The organism is Deltaproteobacteria bacterium (assembly GCA_016219225.1).
Lineage (GTDB): Bacteria > Desulfobacterota > RBG-13-43-22 > RBG-13-43-22 > RBG-13-43-22 > RBG-13-43-22.
Map to the genome: position 1 here is coordinate 1 of JACRBX010000206.1, position 17,774 is coordinate 17,774.

Annotated in this window: 16 protein-coding genes; all 16 read left to right on the plus strand. The window is 49.0% G+C overall.

What is annotated here, in order from left to right; all coding sequences use genetic code 11:
• Positions 1-223: 223 nt before the first annotated feature.
• On the plus strand, positions 224-880 hold the full coding sequence (locus HY879_17640; GenBank protein MBI5605162.1) for a TetR/AcrR family transcriptional regulator: 657 nt from the start codon (positions 224-226) through the stop codon (positions 878-880).
• A gap of 385 nt (positions 881-1,265) precedes the next feature.
• The gene (locus HY879_17645; protein MBI5605163.1) at positions 1,266-2,015 is read left to right on the plus strand and encodes an SDR family oxidoreductase; all 750 of its coding nucleotides are present in this window, start codon (positions 1,266-1,268) and stop codon (positions 2,013-2,015) included.
• Between the two features lie 116 nt (positions 2,016-2,131).
• On the plus strand, positions 2,132-2,920 hold the full coding sequence (locus HY879_17650; protein MBI5605164.1) for a hydantoin racemase: 789 nt from the start codon (positions 2,132-2,134) through the stop codon (positions 2,918-2,920).
• A 97-nt stretch (positions 2,921-3,017) separates the two neighbouring features.
• Positions 3,018-3,812, plus strand: coding sequence for an enoyl-CoA hydratase/isomerase family protein (locus HY879_17655; GenBank protein MBI5605165.1), 795 nt, complete (start codon positions 3,018-3,020; stop codon positions 3,810-3,812).
• A 41-nt stretch (positions 3,813-3,853) separates the two neighbouring features.
• The gene (locus HY879_17660; GenBank protein MBI5605166.1) at positions 3,854-5,818 is read left to right on the plus strand and encodes an FAD-dependent oxidoreductase; all 1,965 of its coding nucleotides are present in this window, start codon (positions 3,854-3,856) and stop codon (positions 5,816-5,818) included.
• 117 nt (positions 5,819-5,935) lie between these two features.
• Positions 5,936-7,126, plus strand: coding sequence for a thiolase family protein (locus tag HY879_17665; protein MBI5605167.1), 1,191 nt, complete (start codon positions 5,936-5,938; stop codon positions 7,124-7,126).
• 43 nt (positions 7,127-7,169) lie between these two features.
• The gene (locus tag HY879_17670; GenBank protein MBI5605168.1) at positions 7,170-8,423 is read left to right on the plus strand and encodes an ABC transporter substrate-binding protein; all 1,254 of its coding nucleotides are present in this window, start codon (positions 7,170-7,172) and stop codon (positions 8,421-8,423) included.
• Between the two features lie 93 nt (positions 8,424-8,516).
• The gene (locus tag HY879_17675) at positions 8,517-9,398 is read left to right on the plus strand and encodes a branched-chain amino acid ABC transporter permease (protein MBI5605169.1); all 882 of its coding nucleotides are present in this window, start codon (positions 8,517-8,519) and stop codon (positions 9,396-9,398) included.
• Between the two features lie 4 nt (positions 9,399-9,402).
• A complete protein-coding gene (locus tag HY879_17680) occupies positions 9,403-10,380 on the plus strand; it encodes a branched-chain amino acid ABC transporter permease (protein MBI5605170.1) in 978 nt (325 codons plus the stop codon).
• Positions 10,367-11,077 carry an ABC transporter ATP-binding protein gene (locus tag HY879_17685; protein MBI5605171.1) on the plus strand — a complete coding sequence of 237 codons (711 nt, stop codon included), beginning with the start codon at positions 10,367-10,369 and terminating at the stop codon, positions 11,075-11,077. Before HY879_17680 ends, HY879_17685 begins: the two co-directional genes overlap by 14 nt.
• A complete protein-coding gene (locus tag HY879_17690; protein ID MBI5605172.1) occupies positions 11,077-11,787 on the plus strand; it encodes an ABC transporter ATP-binding protein in 711 nt (236 codons plus the stop codon). Before HY879_17685 ends, HY879_17690 begins: the two co-directional genes overlap by 1 nt.
• 12 nt (positions 11,788-11,799) lie before the next feature.
• Positions 11,800-13,335 carry a long-chain-fatty-acid--CoA ligase gene (locus HY879_17695; GenBank protein ID MBI5605173.1) on the plus strand — a complete coding sequence of 512 codons (1,536 nt, stop codon included), beginning with the start codon at positions 11,800-11,802 and terminating at the stop codon, positions 13,333-13,335.
• 223 nt (positions 13,336-13,558) lie between these two features.
• Positions 13,559-14,716: an acyl-CoA dehydrogenase family protein gene (locus tag HY879_17700; GenBank protein ID MBI5605174.1), complete on the plus strand. Its 1,158-nt coding sequence runs from the start codon at positions 13,559-13,561 to the stop codon at positions 14,714-14,716.
• A gap of 15 nt (positions 14,717-14,731) precedes the next feature.
• Positions 14,732-15,505: an SDR family oxidoreductase gene (locus tag HY879_17705; protein MBI5605175.1), complete on the plus strand. Its 774-nt coding sequence runs from the start codon at positions 14,732-14,734 to the stop codon at positions 15,503-15,505.
• 313 nt (positions 15,506-15,818) lie between these two features.
• Positions 15,819-17,513 (plus strand): AMP-binding protein, encoded by a 1,695-nt coding sequence (locus HY879_17710; GenBank protein MBI5605176.1) that lies wholly within the window; start codon positions 15,819-15,821, stop codon positions 17,511-17,513.
• Between the two features lie 80 nt (positions 17,514-17,593).
• A partial coding sequence (locus tag HY879_17715; GenBank protein ID MBI5605177.1) for a hypothetical protein occupies positions 17,594-17,774 on the plus strand: 181 nt, incomplete at its 3' end.

The following is a 17,774-nucleotide window of genomic DNA, read 5'->3' on the forward strand; positions in this document are numbered from 1 at the left end:
AAATTTCCCTTATTTCGAACTATTTTTGGGGCGTTGGACTTCCCATAGCCGATCGGTTTGATCTGGCGGGATAATCTCATTCCCCCCCCAATTGGATCTGTTTCGCCTTCCTTTCTAAAATATCGCTTGACAGGATTTTTGACTTAAAGTAGAAAAATTAACTATAACATTATTTTTTCTTAATAATGAAATGATACGCACTGCTCCGGTTTTTTAGGCGGCTGTGATTGCTTTAAGATGTGATGAGGTGGTGGATATGGCGATTGTCAGGAAAAATTATCAAAAAATTCGGTATGAAATAAAGAAGAATGATATTTTAGAGAACGCCGCAAAAATGTTTTTAAAGAAAGGATTTGAAAAAGCGGCCTTGGAAGATATCGCCCATGAGCTGAAAATGACCAAAGGCAGCCTTTATTACTATATCAAAAGCAAGGAAGATATGCTTTTCCAGTGCATTATGAAAGCCAACAAAATGGCAAATGATGTGCTGGAAGGAGTAGAAAAAATGGACCTGCCGCCGGCCGAAAAACTGCGGCAAGCTATTTTGGGTCACACTAAAGTGCTTACGACAGATTTTGTCGTCGGGGTCCTGAGGCAGCAAGAACTGCTTCTTCCAACGCATATGCGGGATACCGTAATTCATGAACGGGATCGCTTCGAAAAGAAATTTTTAGCGATTGTGAAAGAAGGAATCCGCAAAGAAACCTTTCAAAAGGAGGACTGGAAAATGAGGGCCTATGCGATTTTGGGGGCTCTGAACTGGATTCCGAGGTGGTATACGCCGGATGGAAAACTTTCGCCGGAAGAAATCGGCGAAGCTATGGCTAACTATTTGATCCGTGGCCTTTTAAATCCAGAGATGAAAGATGAAGAGTCGTGACAGGTCAAAAATTGAGAATTATTTCAAATTTAAACTAAAAATTTTCCAACCCGAAAAACCATTCTGAGAAATCTTTCTTTTTAAAAAACCCCCCGTTCATTTTTTCCCTATTCTTCTAACTTCAAAAGATCTCTCCCCGTGATTGAACTGAAATGTCATTGGCCGTTCAAAATCATCCATTAACTAACTAATTGAAAAAATTATTAAAAAAATTTTAAAAAAAATCTTGACAATTTTTTTGACTTCAAGTATAAAAATTAACCATCAAATAAATATTTGATCATGTGGTCATAAACTAACCGTTAATATAAATATTGGAAATTGATGATCCTGGATACGAAAACGATCTCTGCCTCTGCAGAAAGGGTAAAATTTGAGGGAGGCCATGATGAAGGATAGACGTGTGGCAGTAGTAATGGGGGCGGGGGGCGGCATTGCGAGTGCAATCGGTCGCGCTCTGGCCAAATCGAATATCAAAGTAGTGGGCGTGGATATTGATGAGAATCGTCTTGAGCGGTTCAGGGAAATCGCCGGCAGTTATACTTATAAGCCAATGATTATAACCGGGGATATCACCCGCAAGAATGAGGTGGAGCGAATCAAGGATGAGGTCGAAAAGGAATTCGGGCGGGTTGACATTCTGGTCAATTCCCAGGGTGCTCTCCAGAATGAATTGCTTCGTAAATTGACAGAGGAAGGATGGCGGAAGACGTTATCCGTCCATTTGGAAGGGACGCTTAATTCGATGCTGACGTTTAGTCCCCTGATGCTGGAAGCCAAATACGGCCGAATCGTAAATATGAGTTCCATAGCAGTTCAAGGGTCTATTGCCGGAGCCAGCTATGGGGCCGCTAAAGGGGCCATCGAAGGCTTATCCAGAACTGCCGCTTTGGAATGGGCCAAATATGGGATTACAGTCAATTGTGTTGCCCCGGGGCTGATTAACGCCGGACTTTTCTTAACAACGCCGGAACATTTTCAAAAGATTGGGATCGAACACGTTCCAATGAAAAGAGCCGGGGAACCGGAAGAGGTTGCCTATTGTGTTCGATTTCTTTGTTCCGAGGAAGCGAGTTTTATTACGGGTCAAACGATCTATGTTTGCGGCGGGATGTCCTTTTATCACGGGATATGAAGAATGTCAGGCTTTCGGCAGTCAGCGGGCAGCAATCAGGTAACGAAAAAAAATTTTGCTGAAAGCTAAAAGCTGATGGCTGACCGTTCCCCAAAAACACCATGAAGGAGTTAATTATGAAAATCTGTATCGTTAATATCAATGAAGAATCGGTTTCCGGTCCCTATACCGAGCTGTTAATAAAAAATTTTAATCGCATTAAACGGGAAGACACGGTCTTGGGCTGGAAATACGTCAAGGCCCTTAAAAGGGCAACGGATACCGTTATGTCCTATTTTATTCAACTGAATAAAACAGAGATCATTGAAGGCTTTTATGAGGCGGACCAGGAAGGGTATGACGGGGCGATGGTGGCCTGTTCCGGTGATCCCGGTGTGTACGAGGCCCAGGAAATTACAAAAATCCCTATTGTTGGTCCCATGGAAGCCGCCCTCTTCTTGGCTTGCATGCAAGGCTACAAGTTCGGCATCGTCACGGTCGCCGATAGACGCTGGGCGGAATATTGTGAAGATATGACGGTTCGTTACGGTATTCGGGGCAGGCTGAGCGGCATAGAACGCATCGCCGTACCCTCGATTGAGGCCTTCACCAAAGGTTTTCTGGACCTGGATTGGATAGGGCAGGAGCTCTTGGATAAATCCAGAAAGTTAGTGGAGGCCGGTGCCAATTCGGTGGTCATCGGCAGTGCCGGGTTGAGCACCATGGCCTCGGCAGCTCAAATTTCCAAAGTTCCGGAATACGATGCGCCGATATTTGATTGTTTAAGCGTCGGGTTAAAGATGACCGAGCTTAGGGTTGATCTGCAAAAAAAGGCCGGCCTCCCTCCGGTCAGCCGGGTGGGGGCCCATGAAATGCTGAAAGAAAAAGATATTCGGCGGGTAAGGTCGCTTTTCAATATGAAATAAGTTCGGAGTTTAGAGTTCGGAGTTCGGAGAAAACAGCCATAAGGCGAGAGGCCTATAGCCCATAGCTTTTATTAATTGCATTTCCAGAAGGGATTAAATGAATCAATCGGCGCCTACTGAAAAAAAATATGTAGGGACTGCCATCGAAGGACATACGGCGATCGTTACGATCGATAATCCTCCGATCAATGCCCTCAGTCCCGAAGTAACCAGGGCCTTAAGCGATACCTTTGAAGATCTCAAGCGCAATGAGCTGGTACGGGTTGTCATCCTGACAGGGAAAGGCCGTGCCTTCGTGGCCGGCGCCAACATCCGCCTTTTCCTGGAAATGGATCGGGAAAAAGGGGAAAAGTACGCCCTGGCCGTAACCGAGATGCAACAAAAAATAGAGGAATTCAACTGGCCGGTGATAGCCGCCATTAATGGGTATGCCCTGGGAGGCGGATGCGAATTGGCCATGGCCTGTGATATCCGAATCGCTTCCAGCCAGGCTGTATTCGGCCAACCCGAGGTCCATTTGGGGGTTATTCCCGGGGCCGGCGGCACCCAGCGGTTGCCAAGATTGTTGCCGGCAGGGAAAGCCAAGATGCTTCTCTTTACCGGCAAACAGATTGACGCCTCTGAAGCCGAAAGAATCGGGTTGGTCGATCAGGTCGTCCCGGCAGGAACGGAAGTGCAGGAAGCCCTGAATCTGGCCCGGGAAATAATGAAGGTGGCACCGGTGGCCTTGCGATTTGCCAAAAAGGCGGTCAATCGTGGAATGCAGATGTCGTTACATGACGCCCTGTTGATGGAAGCGACCCTCTTCGGCGAACTCCTGGAAACAGAGGACGTCAAAGAAGGAGTCCAGGCCTTTTTCGAAAAAAGAGAGCCCCGGTTCAAAGGAAGATGAAACCCCTACAAAAGAAGATAAAGTGCCGGGAAGGAAGACCAATGGAAACCCCCACTGATCAATATCCCCATTTGTTCTCCCCCCTGACTTTGGGGTCTCTGAAATTGAAAAACCGGATCGTCATGGCCCCTATGGCGACGGGACTCTTCGATAAGGGTCGGGTTACGCCTCAAGTCAAATCTTTTTATTCGGCCCGGGCCAGGGGAGGGGTCGGTTTGATTATAGTCGGAGGGGTTTATGTCCATTGGCCTGCTTCCGCCGATCTTTCCTCCATCGGTTGCCATAGCCATTTGCAAGATGATTCCGTCCTGGAAGGCTGGAAAGAACTCATCAAAGAATTACATCAGCACGGGACAAAAGTAGGTGTCCAAATCTTTCATCCCGGAAGGCAGGTCGCTCAGGCCCAATGGGGGGAGCAGCCCGTAGGTCCCTCTGCCTTGTCCGGCCCAGGAATCAAAGGGATACCAAGGGAATTGACAAAAGTGGAGATCAAAGGGATCGAAGAATTATTTGGTCAGGCGGCGGTAAGGGCCGAGTCAGCCGGCTTTGATCTGATCGAGATTCACGGGGCTCATGGCTATCTGGTGTCCAGCTTTTTGTCCCCTTATGTCAACAAACGGCAGGATGCTTTTGGTGGAACCCTGGAGAACCGCGCCCGTTTTGCCCTGGAAATTTTTAAAAGGATCAAAAAAAATCTATCTTCAAAAGTGGCCATCGGCATTCGGATGAATGGACAAGACTTTATTAAAGAAGGCCTTTCCTCTGAAGAAGCCCGGTTCCTGGCCGTTCTCTTTGAGAAGGCCGGAATGGATTTTCTGGATATCTCGGCCGGGGTCTATGGAAGCCACCCGGCCCTGATTCCTATGGGGGAGTCCCAGGGATGCTTTATCCCTTTAGCTTCCGGAATAAAGGAGGTCGTCCATCTGCCGGTTATCGGGGTCGGGATGATTCAGGATCCGTCTTATGCCGACCGGATGATTCAAGAAGGGAAAGCAGATCTTGTTGCCCTTGGGCGGGCCTTGATTGCCGACCCGGCCTGGCCTGAGAAGGCGGCTTTGGGGGATCTCCAAAACATTCGTCCCTGTATCCATTGTAATCAGGGATGTGCGGACCGGATCGAGCAAATCAATTTCTCCGGCCAATCCGCAGCCATCACCTGCCTGATGAACCCGGAGGTGGGAAGAGAGCATGAAACACCGTTGAAGAGAGTTGCCCATCCTAAAAAGGTCCTGGTGGTCGGAGGAGGGCCGGCCGGGCTCATGGCCTCCACCATAGCTGCCCGCCGCGGTCATCAGGTGACCCTGATTGAAAGGGATAAAGGTTTGGGGGGGCAAATGATATTGGCCGGTGTCCCCCCGACCAAGGAAAATTTCAAAGAAGCCGTAAAATATTTATCGGACCGGGCAAAAGAGGCCGGGGTGATAATCAGGCTGGAAAGTCCTTACAGCAGCCAACAGCTTAAGAAAATGCAACCGGAGATCGTGGTCGTGGCCACGGGAAGTAGTGTTTTGATCCCTTCCATTAAAGGCATCGATTATGAAAATGTGGTTACCGGTCATGATGTATTGGGGGATCAAGCCCAAACCGGCGAAAGGGTCCTGGTTATCGGCGGAGGACTTGTCGGTTTGGAAGTTGCGGACACCTTAAGTTCGAGGGGGAAAATGGTTCAGGTAGTGGAAATGACCCATCGGTTGGGTAACGGAATGGGGTTCATTGCCTGGATGAACATAAAACGTCGACTGGAACGGAATGGGGTGAAATTATTCACCTCCTGTCAGGTCAAAGAAATCAGAGGTTCCCAGGTCGGCCTGGTTTGTGAAGACCAGGAAAAATGGATAGAGGGAATCGATACCATTGTTTTAGCCGTTGGTGTGGCTCCCAGGAATGCGCTTTTTTCGGAAATCAAAAAACAGGTTCGTAAAGTCTTCCTGATCGGTGATGCGGCCCGGCCTGGTAATGCCCTTTCGGCCATCCACGATGGCGCGGAAGCAGGACGGCGCATTTAAGGTACAAGGTGCAAGGTGCAGGGTTCAAGGTAAAACCGTATACCGTGACCTGTAAACCCTATACCGTATACCTTGTACCTTGAACCGTCTTTTCATAATAAAGTTAAGGAGAAAAATATGTTCAGTCAAAGAGATCCGGTTATTGTGGCGGCAGCACGAACGCCCATCGGCACTTTTGGAGGGATGTTTAAGACCCTCCATGATACGGACTTATCCGTCCCGGTGATGAAGGAATTGGTAAAAAAAGCGAAACTGGACGGCCAGCCCATAGACGATGTGATTTGGGGCTGCTGCTATCAGCGGACAACCCGGGAGGCAAACCTGGCCCGAGTGGCGGCGATTAAGGCCGGAATTTCTGTTGAGACGCCTGGGGTAACACTTCAACGGGTTTGCACCTCGTCGCTGCAGGCGATTGTCTATGCCAGTTGGGCCGTCCGTCTTGGAGAGGCGGATATTGTCCTGGCCGGCGGAAGCGAATCCATGAGTACTGTTCCCTACATCATCGAAGATGCCCGCTGGGGATTACGTATCCGTGAGCAGGTCATTCGTGATCCCATGTGGGATGGATTAACCCTTTTAGGGGTTGGACCGGCCATGGGGATAACGGCTGAAAATGTGGCGGAAAAGTACCAGATATCCAGGGAAGAACAGGATCGGCTGGCGTTATCAAGTCATCAGCGGGCCATCCAGGCCATCAAGGAAGGCAGGTTCAAGGATGAAATGGTGCCGGTTCCCATTCCCCAGAAGCGGGGAGAGGCCAAGATGATAGATACGGATGAACATCCGCGGCCGGAGGCGTCTTTAGAGAATTTGGCTAAATTGCCCCCCGCCTTTAAGGAAGGCGGAACGGTGACGGCCGGAAATTCATCGGGCATTAATGATGGGGCGGCCGGGGTTGTCGTCATGGCCGGGGAAAAGGCCGAAGCCCTGGGACTGAAGCCAATGGCCCGGATCATCAGCTCGGGAATCAGCGCTTTAGACCCGGCCTTTATGGGGATAAGCCCGGTGAAAGCGATTCAAATCGCCCTGGGCAAGGCCGGTTGGACTTTAGGGGATGTCGAATTGGTTGAGTTAAACGAAGCCTTTGCCGCTCAATACCTCGGTTGCGAAAAGGAACTGGGGCTCAATCGGGCGATTACCAATGTCAATGGCAGCGGGATCGCTCTGGGTCATCCGGTTGGTTGCAGCGGAGCTCGGATCACGACGACCTTGCTGTATGAAATGGAAAAACGAGGGGTAAAAAAAGGCCTGGCCTCCCTTTGCGGGGGTGGTGGGATCGGTCTGGCGGTCCTGTTCGAAAGATGTTGATTTTCGGAAGGTATGAGGTTTTTTCAAAGGAAAGGAGGAAGAAATGAAACAACAGGTTAGGAAAGGATTCTGGACTTTTTTCATCATTCTTTGCGGATTGGGATTCATTATTTTACCGGCCCTTTCGGAGGCTTCTCCTCAAAAGGAGATCCTTATCGGTCACCTGGAACCCCTTACCGGAGGATCGGCCGGTACCGGGCAGTCCCTGAAGCTTGGTGCGGAATATGCGGTGGATGAGATCAACGCCCAGGGGGGGATTAAATCCATGAACGGGGCCAAACTCAAGCTGATCGATGCTGATCACCAGGGAGTTCCCCAGGTTGGTATCGCGGAAACGGAACGGTTGATTCGTGAAGGAGTTTCTATGATTATCGGGCCTTGGTACAGTTCCGTAGCCCTGGTGGCTACCCAAACGGCGGAGAGGCAGAAAGTTCCTTTTCTGGTGGATATCGGTATTGCCGATCAGATCACTGAGAGGGGGCTTAAATATACCTTCCGTCTCTGTACGCCGGCTGGTTGGATCATCAGGAAGAGTTTCGGACATATGATGGCGGCGGCCAGGGCCAATAACGCCGTCCCCAAGACAATTTCCTTGATTTATGAAAATTCGGCTTATGGGCAGAGCAATGCTACCTTTATGAAAGAAGCCTGCAACCAGGGGGGCATTAAAGTCTTGGTGGATATTCCCTATGACCGGAAACAGATGGATTTTTCAAGTGAGGTCCGCAAGCTGAAGGCGGCGAATGCGGATATCATCGGTTATACTTCTTACATCGCGGACGGCATCCAATTACTTCGGACCATGAAGGAACAGGGGATAAGACCCATGATGCTGGTAGGAGTCAACGACGCAGCCTTTACCGAGATGGCCGCCTTCAAGCAGGCCTTGGGGGATTACGCAAATTACATCATCGATTACATGGGTCACGCCATGAATCGTAAAGATCCCCGGTATAAGGCTCTAGTCAGCGGAGTGGCTAAAAAATATAAAAAGGAGGTCGACTACCCTGTAGAAATCGGCTACCTGTCGATTTATTTAGCCAAGGAGGTTTTGGAACTGGCCAAGTCCAGTGACCGGGAGAAAATCCGTGAGGCCTTCACTAAAGTCAACTATAAAAATCACATGATGGCCTCGGAAGAACCTATTCGTTTCGGCCCGGACGGACAAAATCAGGGGGCCGAGCCCTATTTTCAACAGGTTTTTCCGGATGTCATTACACCCCCTATCGTCTGGCCGGCCAAATTTGCCGAACGGAAAATTGTCTGGCCCGATCCCAGTTGGAAGAGGGGTAATTAGATTCCATCCGGAAACAATTAGTCATACACCTGTATTCGGGGTCCGGGAATTTCACAAAATTTCCGGCCCCCCGGCCGGGAAGGCAGGCTTTCTATGTCGATTCTTGTGGAATTCTTAGCGGACTTAACTTATGGCATTCTCACCGGAGGTGTTTATGCCCTGATCGCCGTGGGCCTGTCTTTATCCTTCGGAATGATGGGCATTGTTAATTTTGCCCACGGTTCCATCGTCATGCTGGGTATGTATGCCACTTATTATTCTTTTACCCATCTGGGCCTCCATCCTTATTTGAGTATGGCCCTGGTTATTCCTCTCTTTTTCCTTTTCGGGATGGTCTTGGAGGTCGGGCTGTTCCGTTTTATGTATAATGTGCCGCACAATAACCAATTTCTTCTGACCTGCGGTTTGATGATCGTTTTAAATAACCTGGCCTTATCTGCCTTTTCCGCCAACATGCGAACGGTGCAGGTTTCCTTTTTAGAAGAGGGCTTCTCCCTCGGGGGAATCGTTATCTCCTATGGACGATTTTTGGCTTTTGTCGTCGGGGTGATCTTTTATCTTCTGCTGACCCTGTTTCTCCGGAAGACCATAATCGGCAAGGCCATTCGGGCCTCCGCCCAGAACCGCGAGGGGGCGAAGCTCTGTGGCATTAATGTTTCGACCATTTACACTTATGCCTTTGGTGTCGGGATCATGTTTGCCGGGGTGGCCGGGTTACTCATCTTGCCCTTTTCCGGGGCCTATCCGGATGTGGGGGACACCTTCATCCTGACCGCCTTTATTATCGTTGTCCTGGGCGGCATGGGAAATATCAGTGCGGCTTTCTGGGCTTCACTCATTATTGGGGTGGCTGAAGCCCTGGGAGCCACTTTTATGAGCAGCGGGGTCAAGTATCTTTTCCCTTTCATAATTTTTATTGGGGTGCTCTTGTTTCGTCCCACCGGGTTATTTGTCAGAAAAACAGGAAATGGTTAGGGACATGAAAAATCTTATCAATAAAATATTACTCGGTTTGATCGGGATAACGCTTATCTGTTTGTTGCCGTTTTGGGTGGGAGATTATTATCTTTTCCTGTTAGTCCTGACTTGCCTGAACGCCTATATGGCCACCAGTTGGAATATCATCGGTGGGATGGGTGGACAGTTGGCCTTAGGACATGCGGCCTTTTTCGGGTTGAGCGGTTACACCTCGACCTTTCTTTTTCAAAAATATGGACTTTCTCCCTGGGCGGGGATGTGGATCGGCATGGTGGTCTCCGCCCTTTATGGCGCCCTTATCGGTCTGCTTTGCTTCCGGTACAAGGTCAGGGGGACTTACTTCGCCCTGGTTACCCTGGCTTTCGTCGAGATTCTCAGAATTATTTTTGTTAACCTGAAAACTTTTGGTGGATCTGAGGGAATTGTTATTGGCCTCAAAGGACATTCCTGGCGCGCCTTCCAGTTTGAAAGTAAAGTCCCTTATTATTTTATTATTTTGTTGATGTTGGCCGCTCTGGTTTTGACGATTCATCATTTTAGAAATACCCGATTCATTTCCTATCTAAGGGCGATACGTGAAGATGAGGAAGTAGCTCAGGCCTTAGGGATCGATGTTTTTAAGATCAAGTTCTGGGGTTTGATCCTCAGCGCCTGCCTGACTTCCTTAGGGGGAGCTTTTTATGCTCAATATGTGCTTTATATTGACCCCCCTTCCATGTTCGGCTTAACTCGGTCTTTTGATATGGTCTTTATTTGTATTATGGGAGGCATGGGAACTATCCTTGGACCTGTACTCGGCTCGGTCGTTTTTTCGGCCTTTATGGAGGTTACCAATGCCATCTTTAAAGGCGGATATGGTGCCAATCATCTGATCCTCTATGGCATTTTGTTAATGGTCGTAATCCTGGTCTTCCCTCGCGGCTTGATCACTTTATTTCCCACGAATTTCCATAGGAGAAAAGATGCTGTTAGAAATTAATCGAGTTATAAAGACATTTGGAGGTCTGGCGGCCCTTTCTGATGTGACTTTAAGCATGGAGCCGGGGGAAGTGCTGGGACTCATCGGACCGAACGGTTCCGGAAAAACTACCCTTTTCAATGTCGTTTCCGGTTTTTATCGTCCGGACAGGGGACGGGTCACCTTTAATGGACAGGATATCACCGGTTTAAAGCCCCATATCATCAGTCGTCGGGGATTGGTCCGGACCTTTCAAATTCCCAAGCCTCTGCCGGATTTGACTGTTTTTGAAAATATCCGGGTGGCCGCTTTCCTGAGAAACCAAAGTGACCGCGCCGCCACTGAAGCAGCCCAACGGGTAATGGACCGCATAGGATTGAAGGAGATTGGCCAGGCCCCAAGCCATAAATTGACTTATGGACAAAAAAAGATGCTGGAATTGGGACGGGCCCTGGCTACGGAACCCAGATTATTGTTCCTGGATGAAATTATGGCCGGTTTGAATTCAGCCGAAACCATGGAAGTCATAGAACTGCTGCGGGTCATTAAAAAGGAAGGTCAAAGCTTTATCCTGATCGAGCACAACATGTCGGCTGTTCTGGCCATAGCCCAAAGAATCATAGTTCTAAACTTCGGGATGAAGATCGCCGACGGCAGTCCTGATGAAGTGATCAAATCGGATGCAGTTATCGAAGCCTATTTGGGGCGGGAAGAGTAATGTTAGATATTCAGCAGATCGAAGTGTATTACGGAGAAGCCCAAACACTGCATGGGGTTTCCTTAAAGATTGGACCAGGTGAAATCGTCAGTGTGCTGGGGGCCAACGGGGCAGGAAAGAGCACCATCATGAATACCATCTCAGGGCTGAATAAGGTTAAAAATGGACGGATTTTTTTTGATGGTCAGCCCATAGAGCATCTGTCTTTTCACGAGCGGGTCAGTCGCGGGATCATCCAGGTACCCGAGGGGCGCAAACTCTTTCCGGAAATGACCGTCTTTGAAAATTTGGAAATGGGGGCTTATCATCGGGAAGCCCGGAAGAAATTTAAAGAGAACCTGACCAGGGTATTTGAAATTTTTCCGGTTTTAGAGGAGCGAAAAAATCAGCCGGCCGGCACCTTAAGCGGTGGGGAACAGCAGATGCTGGCTATCGGCCGGGGATTAGTAGGAATCCCCAAAATGCTGATGCTGGATGAGCCCTCGCTCGGTCTCTCTCCGCTGCTGGTTAAACACGTCTTTCAGGTGGTGGCAGAAATCAACCGGTTGGGGATAACCATTTTACTGGTGGAGCAAAACGTTAAACTCGCCTTAAAGATCTCTTCACGAAGCTATATCCTTCGGCAGGGAAGCATTGTCATGGAGGGGAGGTCCAGCGATCTGCTTGATCATGACGAGGTGAAGAAGGCTTATCTCGGTGAAATAACCTAGGAGGGGATGGATATGATGATCGATGATATTCTAAGCCTGAATGCCAGTAAGTTTCCCAATAAAATTGCCCTGGTCTATGGCGACCGACGGTTTTCCTTCGGGGAGTTGAATGAAAGGGCTAATCGATTGTCTCAAGCTTTTAGTAGGCTGGGAATTCAAGCTGGGGATCGGGTGGCCATGAGGGCCCGAAATTGCACGCAATTTGTCGAGTTTTTTTTCGCAGCGGCCAAGTGCCGGGCCATCGCCGTGCCCATTAATCCTTTTCTGAAAGAGAGAGAAGTTGAATACATCATCCGAGACAGCGGCACCCAGTTGATGATTATCAGTGAAGGGGACATTCCTTTCATGCAATCACTGCCCAGGGTCAGCCTGGGGATTAAACATACGATCTGTCTGGAACGGGGTACCCCGGAAGTTGAGGATTATGAATCCTTGCTCCTGGAAGCCGGTCCTGAAGAAACTCCTGTCGGCGGGAAAGAAACCGATCCGGCCATGATTGTGTATACCAGCGGGACCACCGGCCGGCCCAAAGGGGTCACCTTGTCGCACAAAAACTGCATCATCGATGCCCGCCATATTGTGATGGAAATGCTTCTGGAACATCACCACAAGTTGCTGCTTCTTTTTCCCTTTTTTCATACGGCGGCGATATCGCAAACTTTCAGGACCTATTATGTCGGGGCCACTCTGGTGATGGCCTCCACGGATTCGGTGGATATCCTGAAGACCCTTGAACTTGAAAGAATAACGGATATGATCATTGTCCCGACCCTCTTGAATGCCCTTTGCCATACCCCCGGGATCGAACAATATGACCTTCGATCGCTCCGACTAATTACTTACGGGGCGTCTATTATACCGGTTGAGCACCTGAAACGGGCCATAGAAATATTCAAGTGCGGATTCCTCCAGGTTTTCGGAACGACAGAGACCTCTCCCTGTATTACGGCCCTGCGTTTAGCCGATCACCAGGCAGCCTTGGATCAGGAAGAGAAAAGGGGGCTGCTTTCTTCCTGCGGCCGGGCTATGGTCGGGGTGGAAACCAAGGTGGTGGATAAAGAGGATGGGGAGGTCGCCATCGGAGAAGTGGGGGAATTGTGCGTCAGGGGCGAAAATGTCATGTTGGGTTATTGGAATAAACCGGAAGAAACCGCGTCGGCCCTTAGGAATGGCTGGTATCACACTGGGGACCTCGCAAGGCAGGACGGAGAGGGCTATATTTATATCGTGGACCGGATCAAGGATATCATCATCAGCGGCGGGGAAAACATCGCTTCCCGGGAGGTGGAGGAAGTCCTCTATGCTCACCCCGCGGTTCTGGAGGCGGCGGTCATCGGCGTGCCTGATCCTTATTGGGGTGAATCCATCAAGGGAATCGTGGTCCTTAAAAAAGGTCTGGAGGCGACGGAGCAGGAATTGATCGATTTTTGTAAAGCCCATCTGGCCTCTTTTAAAAAACCCAAATCGATCGAACTGGTTAAAGAACTTCCGAAAACACCATCAGGGAAAATTCTGAAGACCGAATTGCGGAAGCGGTATGAGGCATGAAGCCTGAAGCAAGAGGCGTGAGGCGTGAAAATAGAGTTCAGGGTTCGGAAAATAGAGTTTGGAGTGTAGAGTTCGGAGTTCGAAGCTCTGTAGGAGCAGGTTTTAAACCTGTCCTTACGGGTCATTTTTATGTTTCGTGTGCCCCAGGGTCATGGGCGCTTAATACGAAAATATCCATAGATTTACCTTTTAAATCAAAAATTAGGGAAGTGGAGAAGCAGGGATGGTTACATTAACCGATGAGGAAATGTTGTTGCGGGAAAGTGTAAGAAAATTTTTCTCCAAAGAATTGGAACCGATTGCAGGAAAGATGGAAAAGGAGGGGCAGCCTCCGAGGGAGCTTATAAAAAAAATGGGCGAATTGGGATTTCTGGGATCATTTTTCCCGGAACAGTATGGGGGAAGTAACCTTTCCTTGACCTCGAGGGCTATCATCAGTGAGGAAACGGCCAGGATCAGCGCCGGTTTCGACATCACCCTTTTCGCCGATATCATTCTGTTTGCCCGAGCCGTTTTGAATCACGGCAGTCATGCCCAAAAAGAAAAATATATGCGCTCCGTGATTATGGGGGAAAAGATCGGTGCCCTGGCCATTACCGAGCCGGATGCCGGCACCGATGCCCTGGGAATAAAAACTTCAGCCACGGAGGAAGGAGATTATTATCGCCTGAACGGCTCGAAAACCTTCATCACCAATGCCCCCATTGCCGATTATTTCGCCATTCTGACAAGGACCAGCCAGGAGAAAAGTAAAATCAAGGGAGGAACCTGGTTCATCCTTGAACGGGGGATGGATGGATTGGAAACCGGCCCCCCTTTGGAAAAATTGGGAATGAGGTCCTCCCCCACAGGACAAATTTTTCTTAATGAGGTCAGAGTCCACAAGGATCAAATCCTGGGAGAGAAGGGCGAAGGATTTAGATATTTGATGGAAGCCTTGGATGTGGAAAGGCTTATGGAAGGGGCTTCCACCATGGGCATTGCTGAGGCCTGCCTGGAAGCCGCTGCTCAGTACGCCAAAGAAAGAATCGTTTTCGGCCGTCCCATCAGAGAATTCCAACTCATCCAGGAAAAGATAGCGGAAATGGCAGTCGGAATCGAGCTGGGGAAAAGCTATCTCTATCAGCTTTGCCGCGTGGCTGATCAGGGGGAAACCATAACCCGGCAGGCGGCCATATTAAAATACTATTCCTCCACCGTAACCATGCAGGCGGCCAAAGAGGCCGTCCAGATCATGGGGGGATATGGCTATATGGAGGAATATAAAGTGGCCCGGTATTTCCGGGATGCCAAGCATCATGAAATCGGTGCCGGAACCTCGGAAATTATGAAGGTGATTATAGCCCGGGAAACTTTGAAAGATAACCGGTTTAATCAATAAGAATGGGAAGCTGATATGGAAAATACAGGATTATTTGATTTGCAGGGCCAGATATCCGTCATTACCGGCGGGGCCAGAGGAATCGGGTTGACGATTTCCGAGACTCTGGCCCAGGCGGGTTCGGATATCATCATCTGTTCAAGAGAAATCACCAAATACGGGAAGCAGATTGAACACCTTCAAAGCCTTGGTGTATCCTGCCGGGCAGTGAAGTGTGATGTCAGTAATCCCGAGGAGGTAAAAAACCTTTCCGAATTTATCGAAAAAGAATTCGGCCGGGTAGATATCCTGGTAAACAATGCCGGGGCGACCTGGGGGGCACCGGTCCTGGATTATCCTCTGGATAAATGGAACAAGGTCATGCAGGTAAACGTTACGGGAACCTTTTTATGCTGCCAGGCCTTGGGCCGGATGATGATCCGTCAAAAAAAGGGAAAGATCATCAATCTTTCTTCTGTCGAAGGACTTTATGGCGGTGATCCCAGATACATGGATGCCGTTGCCTATAACACCAGCAAAGGGGCCATTATCACGCTGACCAAGGATTTGGCTGTAAAATGGGCGTCATTCCATATCAATGTCAATACCATTGCCCCCGGATTTATGAATTCGGATATGACCCAGACGACGATTGCAAATCACGGGGATAAAATACTCTCCCGAGTTCCGATGGGCCGATTGGGAAAAAGCGAAGATTTAAAAGGCAGTATTCTTTTCCTGGCTTCGGCCGCCTCGGACTATGTTACCGGACAGATCCTTTTTGTCGATGGGGGATGGCATGCTATGTGAGTAAACATAAGTGCTGTTACGGGTTACGGGTTGTAAATTATGCGAGTTTAAGCTTTTTATTGCAGTTTAGCTTTTTGAAAAAACGTCGATAGCCTCACCGTCATTCCCGTGAAAACGGGAATCCAGTTGCTATGCTGAGACGAAAAGAACCTGGATTCCCGTTTTCACGAGGAATGACGTGCGCGAAGGTAAGGGTTTTCGGGTAAAAGTTTCAAATTTTTCAAAGGGATAAATTGCCACCTTATTTTGACAAGTTGTACGCAACAGCGAAATTTCAATTATCTCTGGTTAGTTTTTGGGAAGGACATGAATAATGAAAATGGATGTGACCAGTTTATATAATCGTCGGGCGGACCATCGCTGGGACCGGGTGGCTGTGGGGGATATGCTGGAAAGAATGACCTGGAGTTGCCCGGATAAGGAGGCCTTGATTTCCTGGGAAGGGGCTTATGCCGATGAAGAAAACCGGAGGCTAACCTATAGACAGTTGGATGAAAAAGCCAATCGGTTTGCCAACGCCCTTTTGGAAAGAAAACTTGAACGGGGCGACAGGGTATTGATGTTCGCCTCAAACAGCGCCGAATATTATATCGCTCAGATCGGAGCGGCCAAGGCCGGGGTGGTTATGGTGCCGGTTAATGTCATGATCGCCCCGGATGTTATCGGGCATATCATCAGGCAAACAAAACCAAAATTTTCGCTGGTTGATGATCTGCTCTTTCCCCGGGCGGAAAAGGCTTTTAAAGAAAACGGCCTCGAAGTCGGAGTGACTATCCCGATGGCCGGGGAGATCATTCCAGGGAGCCAATCCTTCAATCACTTTATCGGAGGATCCTCCGTTAAAGAGCCTGAGGTAACCATTCACGGAGATGATATCGTTGAAATTTTATATACCTCCGGGACGACTTCCTTGCCGAAGGGTGTCCTGATCAGCCATATCTATTTGTATTTCTCCGCCTTGAGTCATGCCATGACCATGTCCAGAGGGGCAGGAGTTTCCACGGAATGGGATTACCGGATAGGAATTTATTATCCTATTTTTCATATTGCCGCCCAGGGAAATGTTTTGTCCGCCCACGTCATCGGTGGAACGGCGGTGATGACCCGGTCTCCGGATCCAGAACTCATTGTGGAAACTATGACCAAGGAAAAATTGACCAGCATCTATGGGGGACCGGTCGATTATGCCCGGATCGTCGAGATCTATGAAAAAAATCCAGGGCGGTATGCGACTCAGTACCTCAGGACCTGTCCCTATGGGTGGGGATCGCTTCCTCCACAAACAGACCAAAAAATGAGAAGGATTTTTAGAGAAGATCTGATTATCCTCAGTTACGACGGGCAAACCGAGTGCGTCTATGATACCCGGGGATGGCACCATAAATTCTATGAGGTCTATAAAAAAGCCTCCCCGGCCTCGAATTACCTGGGCGTTTCTCACCCTTTTTATGCCACTCGAATCGTTGACGAAGACATGAAAACTTGTCCTCCCCGTTTGACCGGGGAAAAGGTGATGCGGTCTCCGGTTATGATGGCCGGATATTATCTGGATGAAGAGGCCACTCAAAAGGCCTTAAAAGGGGGCTGGTTGCATAGCGGCGATGCCGCCCAATATGATGAAAATAACTATATGATTTTGGTGGACCGGTTCAAGGATGTCATTAAATCCGGGGGGGAAAATGTTTCCAGCATGCGGGTGGAAAATACGATAGCTATTCATTCTAAAGTGGAGAATGTGGCGGTATTTGGAGTGCCCCATAAACGCTGGGGCGAAGGGGTAGTAGCCGCGGTTATAAAAAAACCCGGAGAAGATATTGATGAGAAAGAATTGATCGATTTCTGTCGATCGAAGCTGGCCGGATTTGAAACCCCCAAGCGGGTGGTCTTTGTCGATCAATTGCCGATATCCATAGGGACCAAAATCAAAAAATATGAGTTGCGGGAGAAGTACAAAGATCTGTTTAAGGTGGAAGAAGACGCTTCAGGGGAAGGGCACCACGAAGGATGAAAATGTGTTTTTCCGGTCCTTGAAACCTGCAACCTGAAACTTGCAACTTGAAACTATATTTTTAAAAAGGAGGAAGAAGGATGGAAAAGAAAAGAAATCGTAAATGGGCAATGGCGTTGGTGGTTATTTCTTTTTGTTTTTACGCGGGAATAGTCTCGGCTGCTGAAAAGGTTGTTAAGCTGGGTTTGCTTCTTCCGCTTACCGGCCAGGCCGCACCGGTAGCCGAATTTGTCAGAATGGGGAACGAACTGGCTGTGGCAG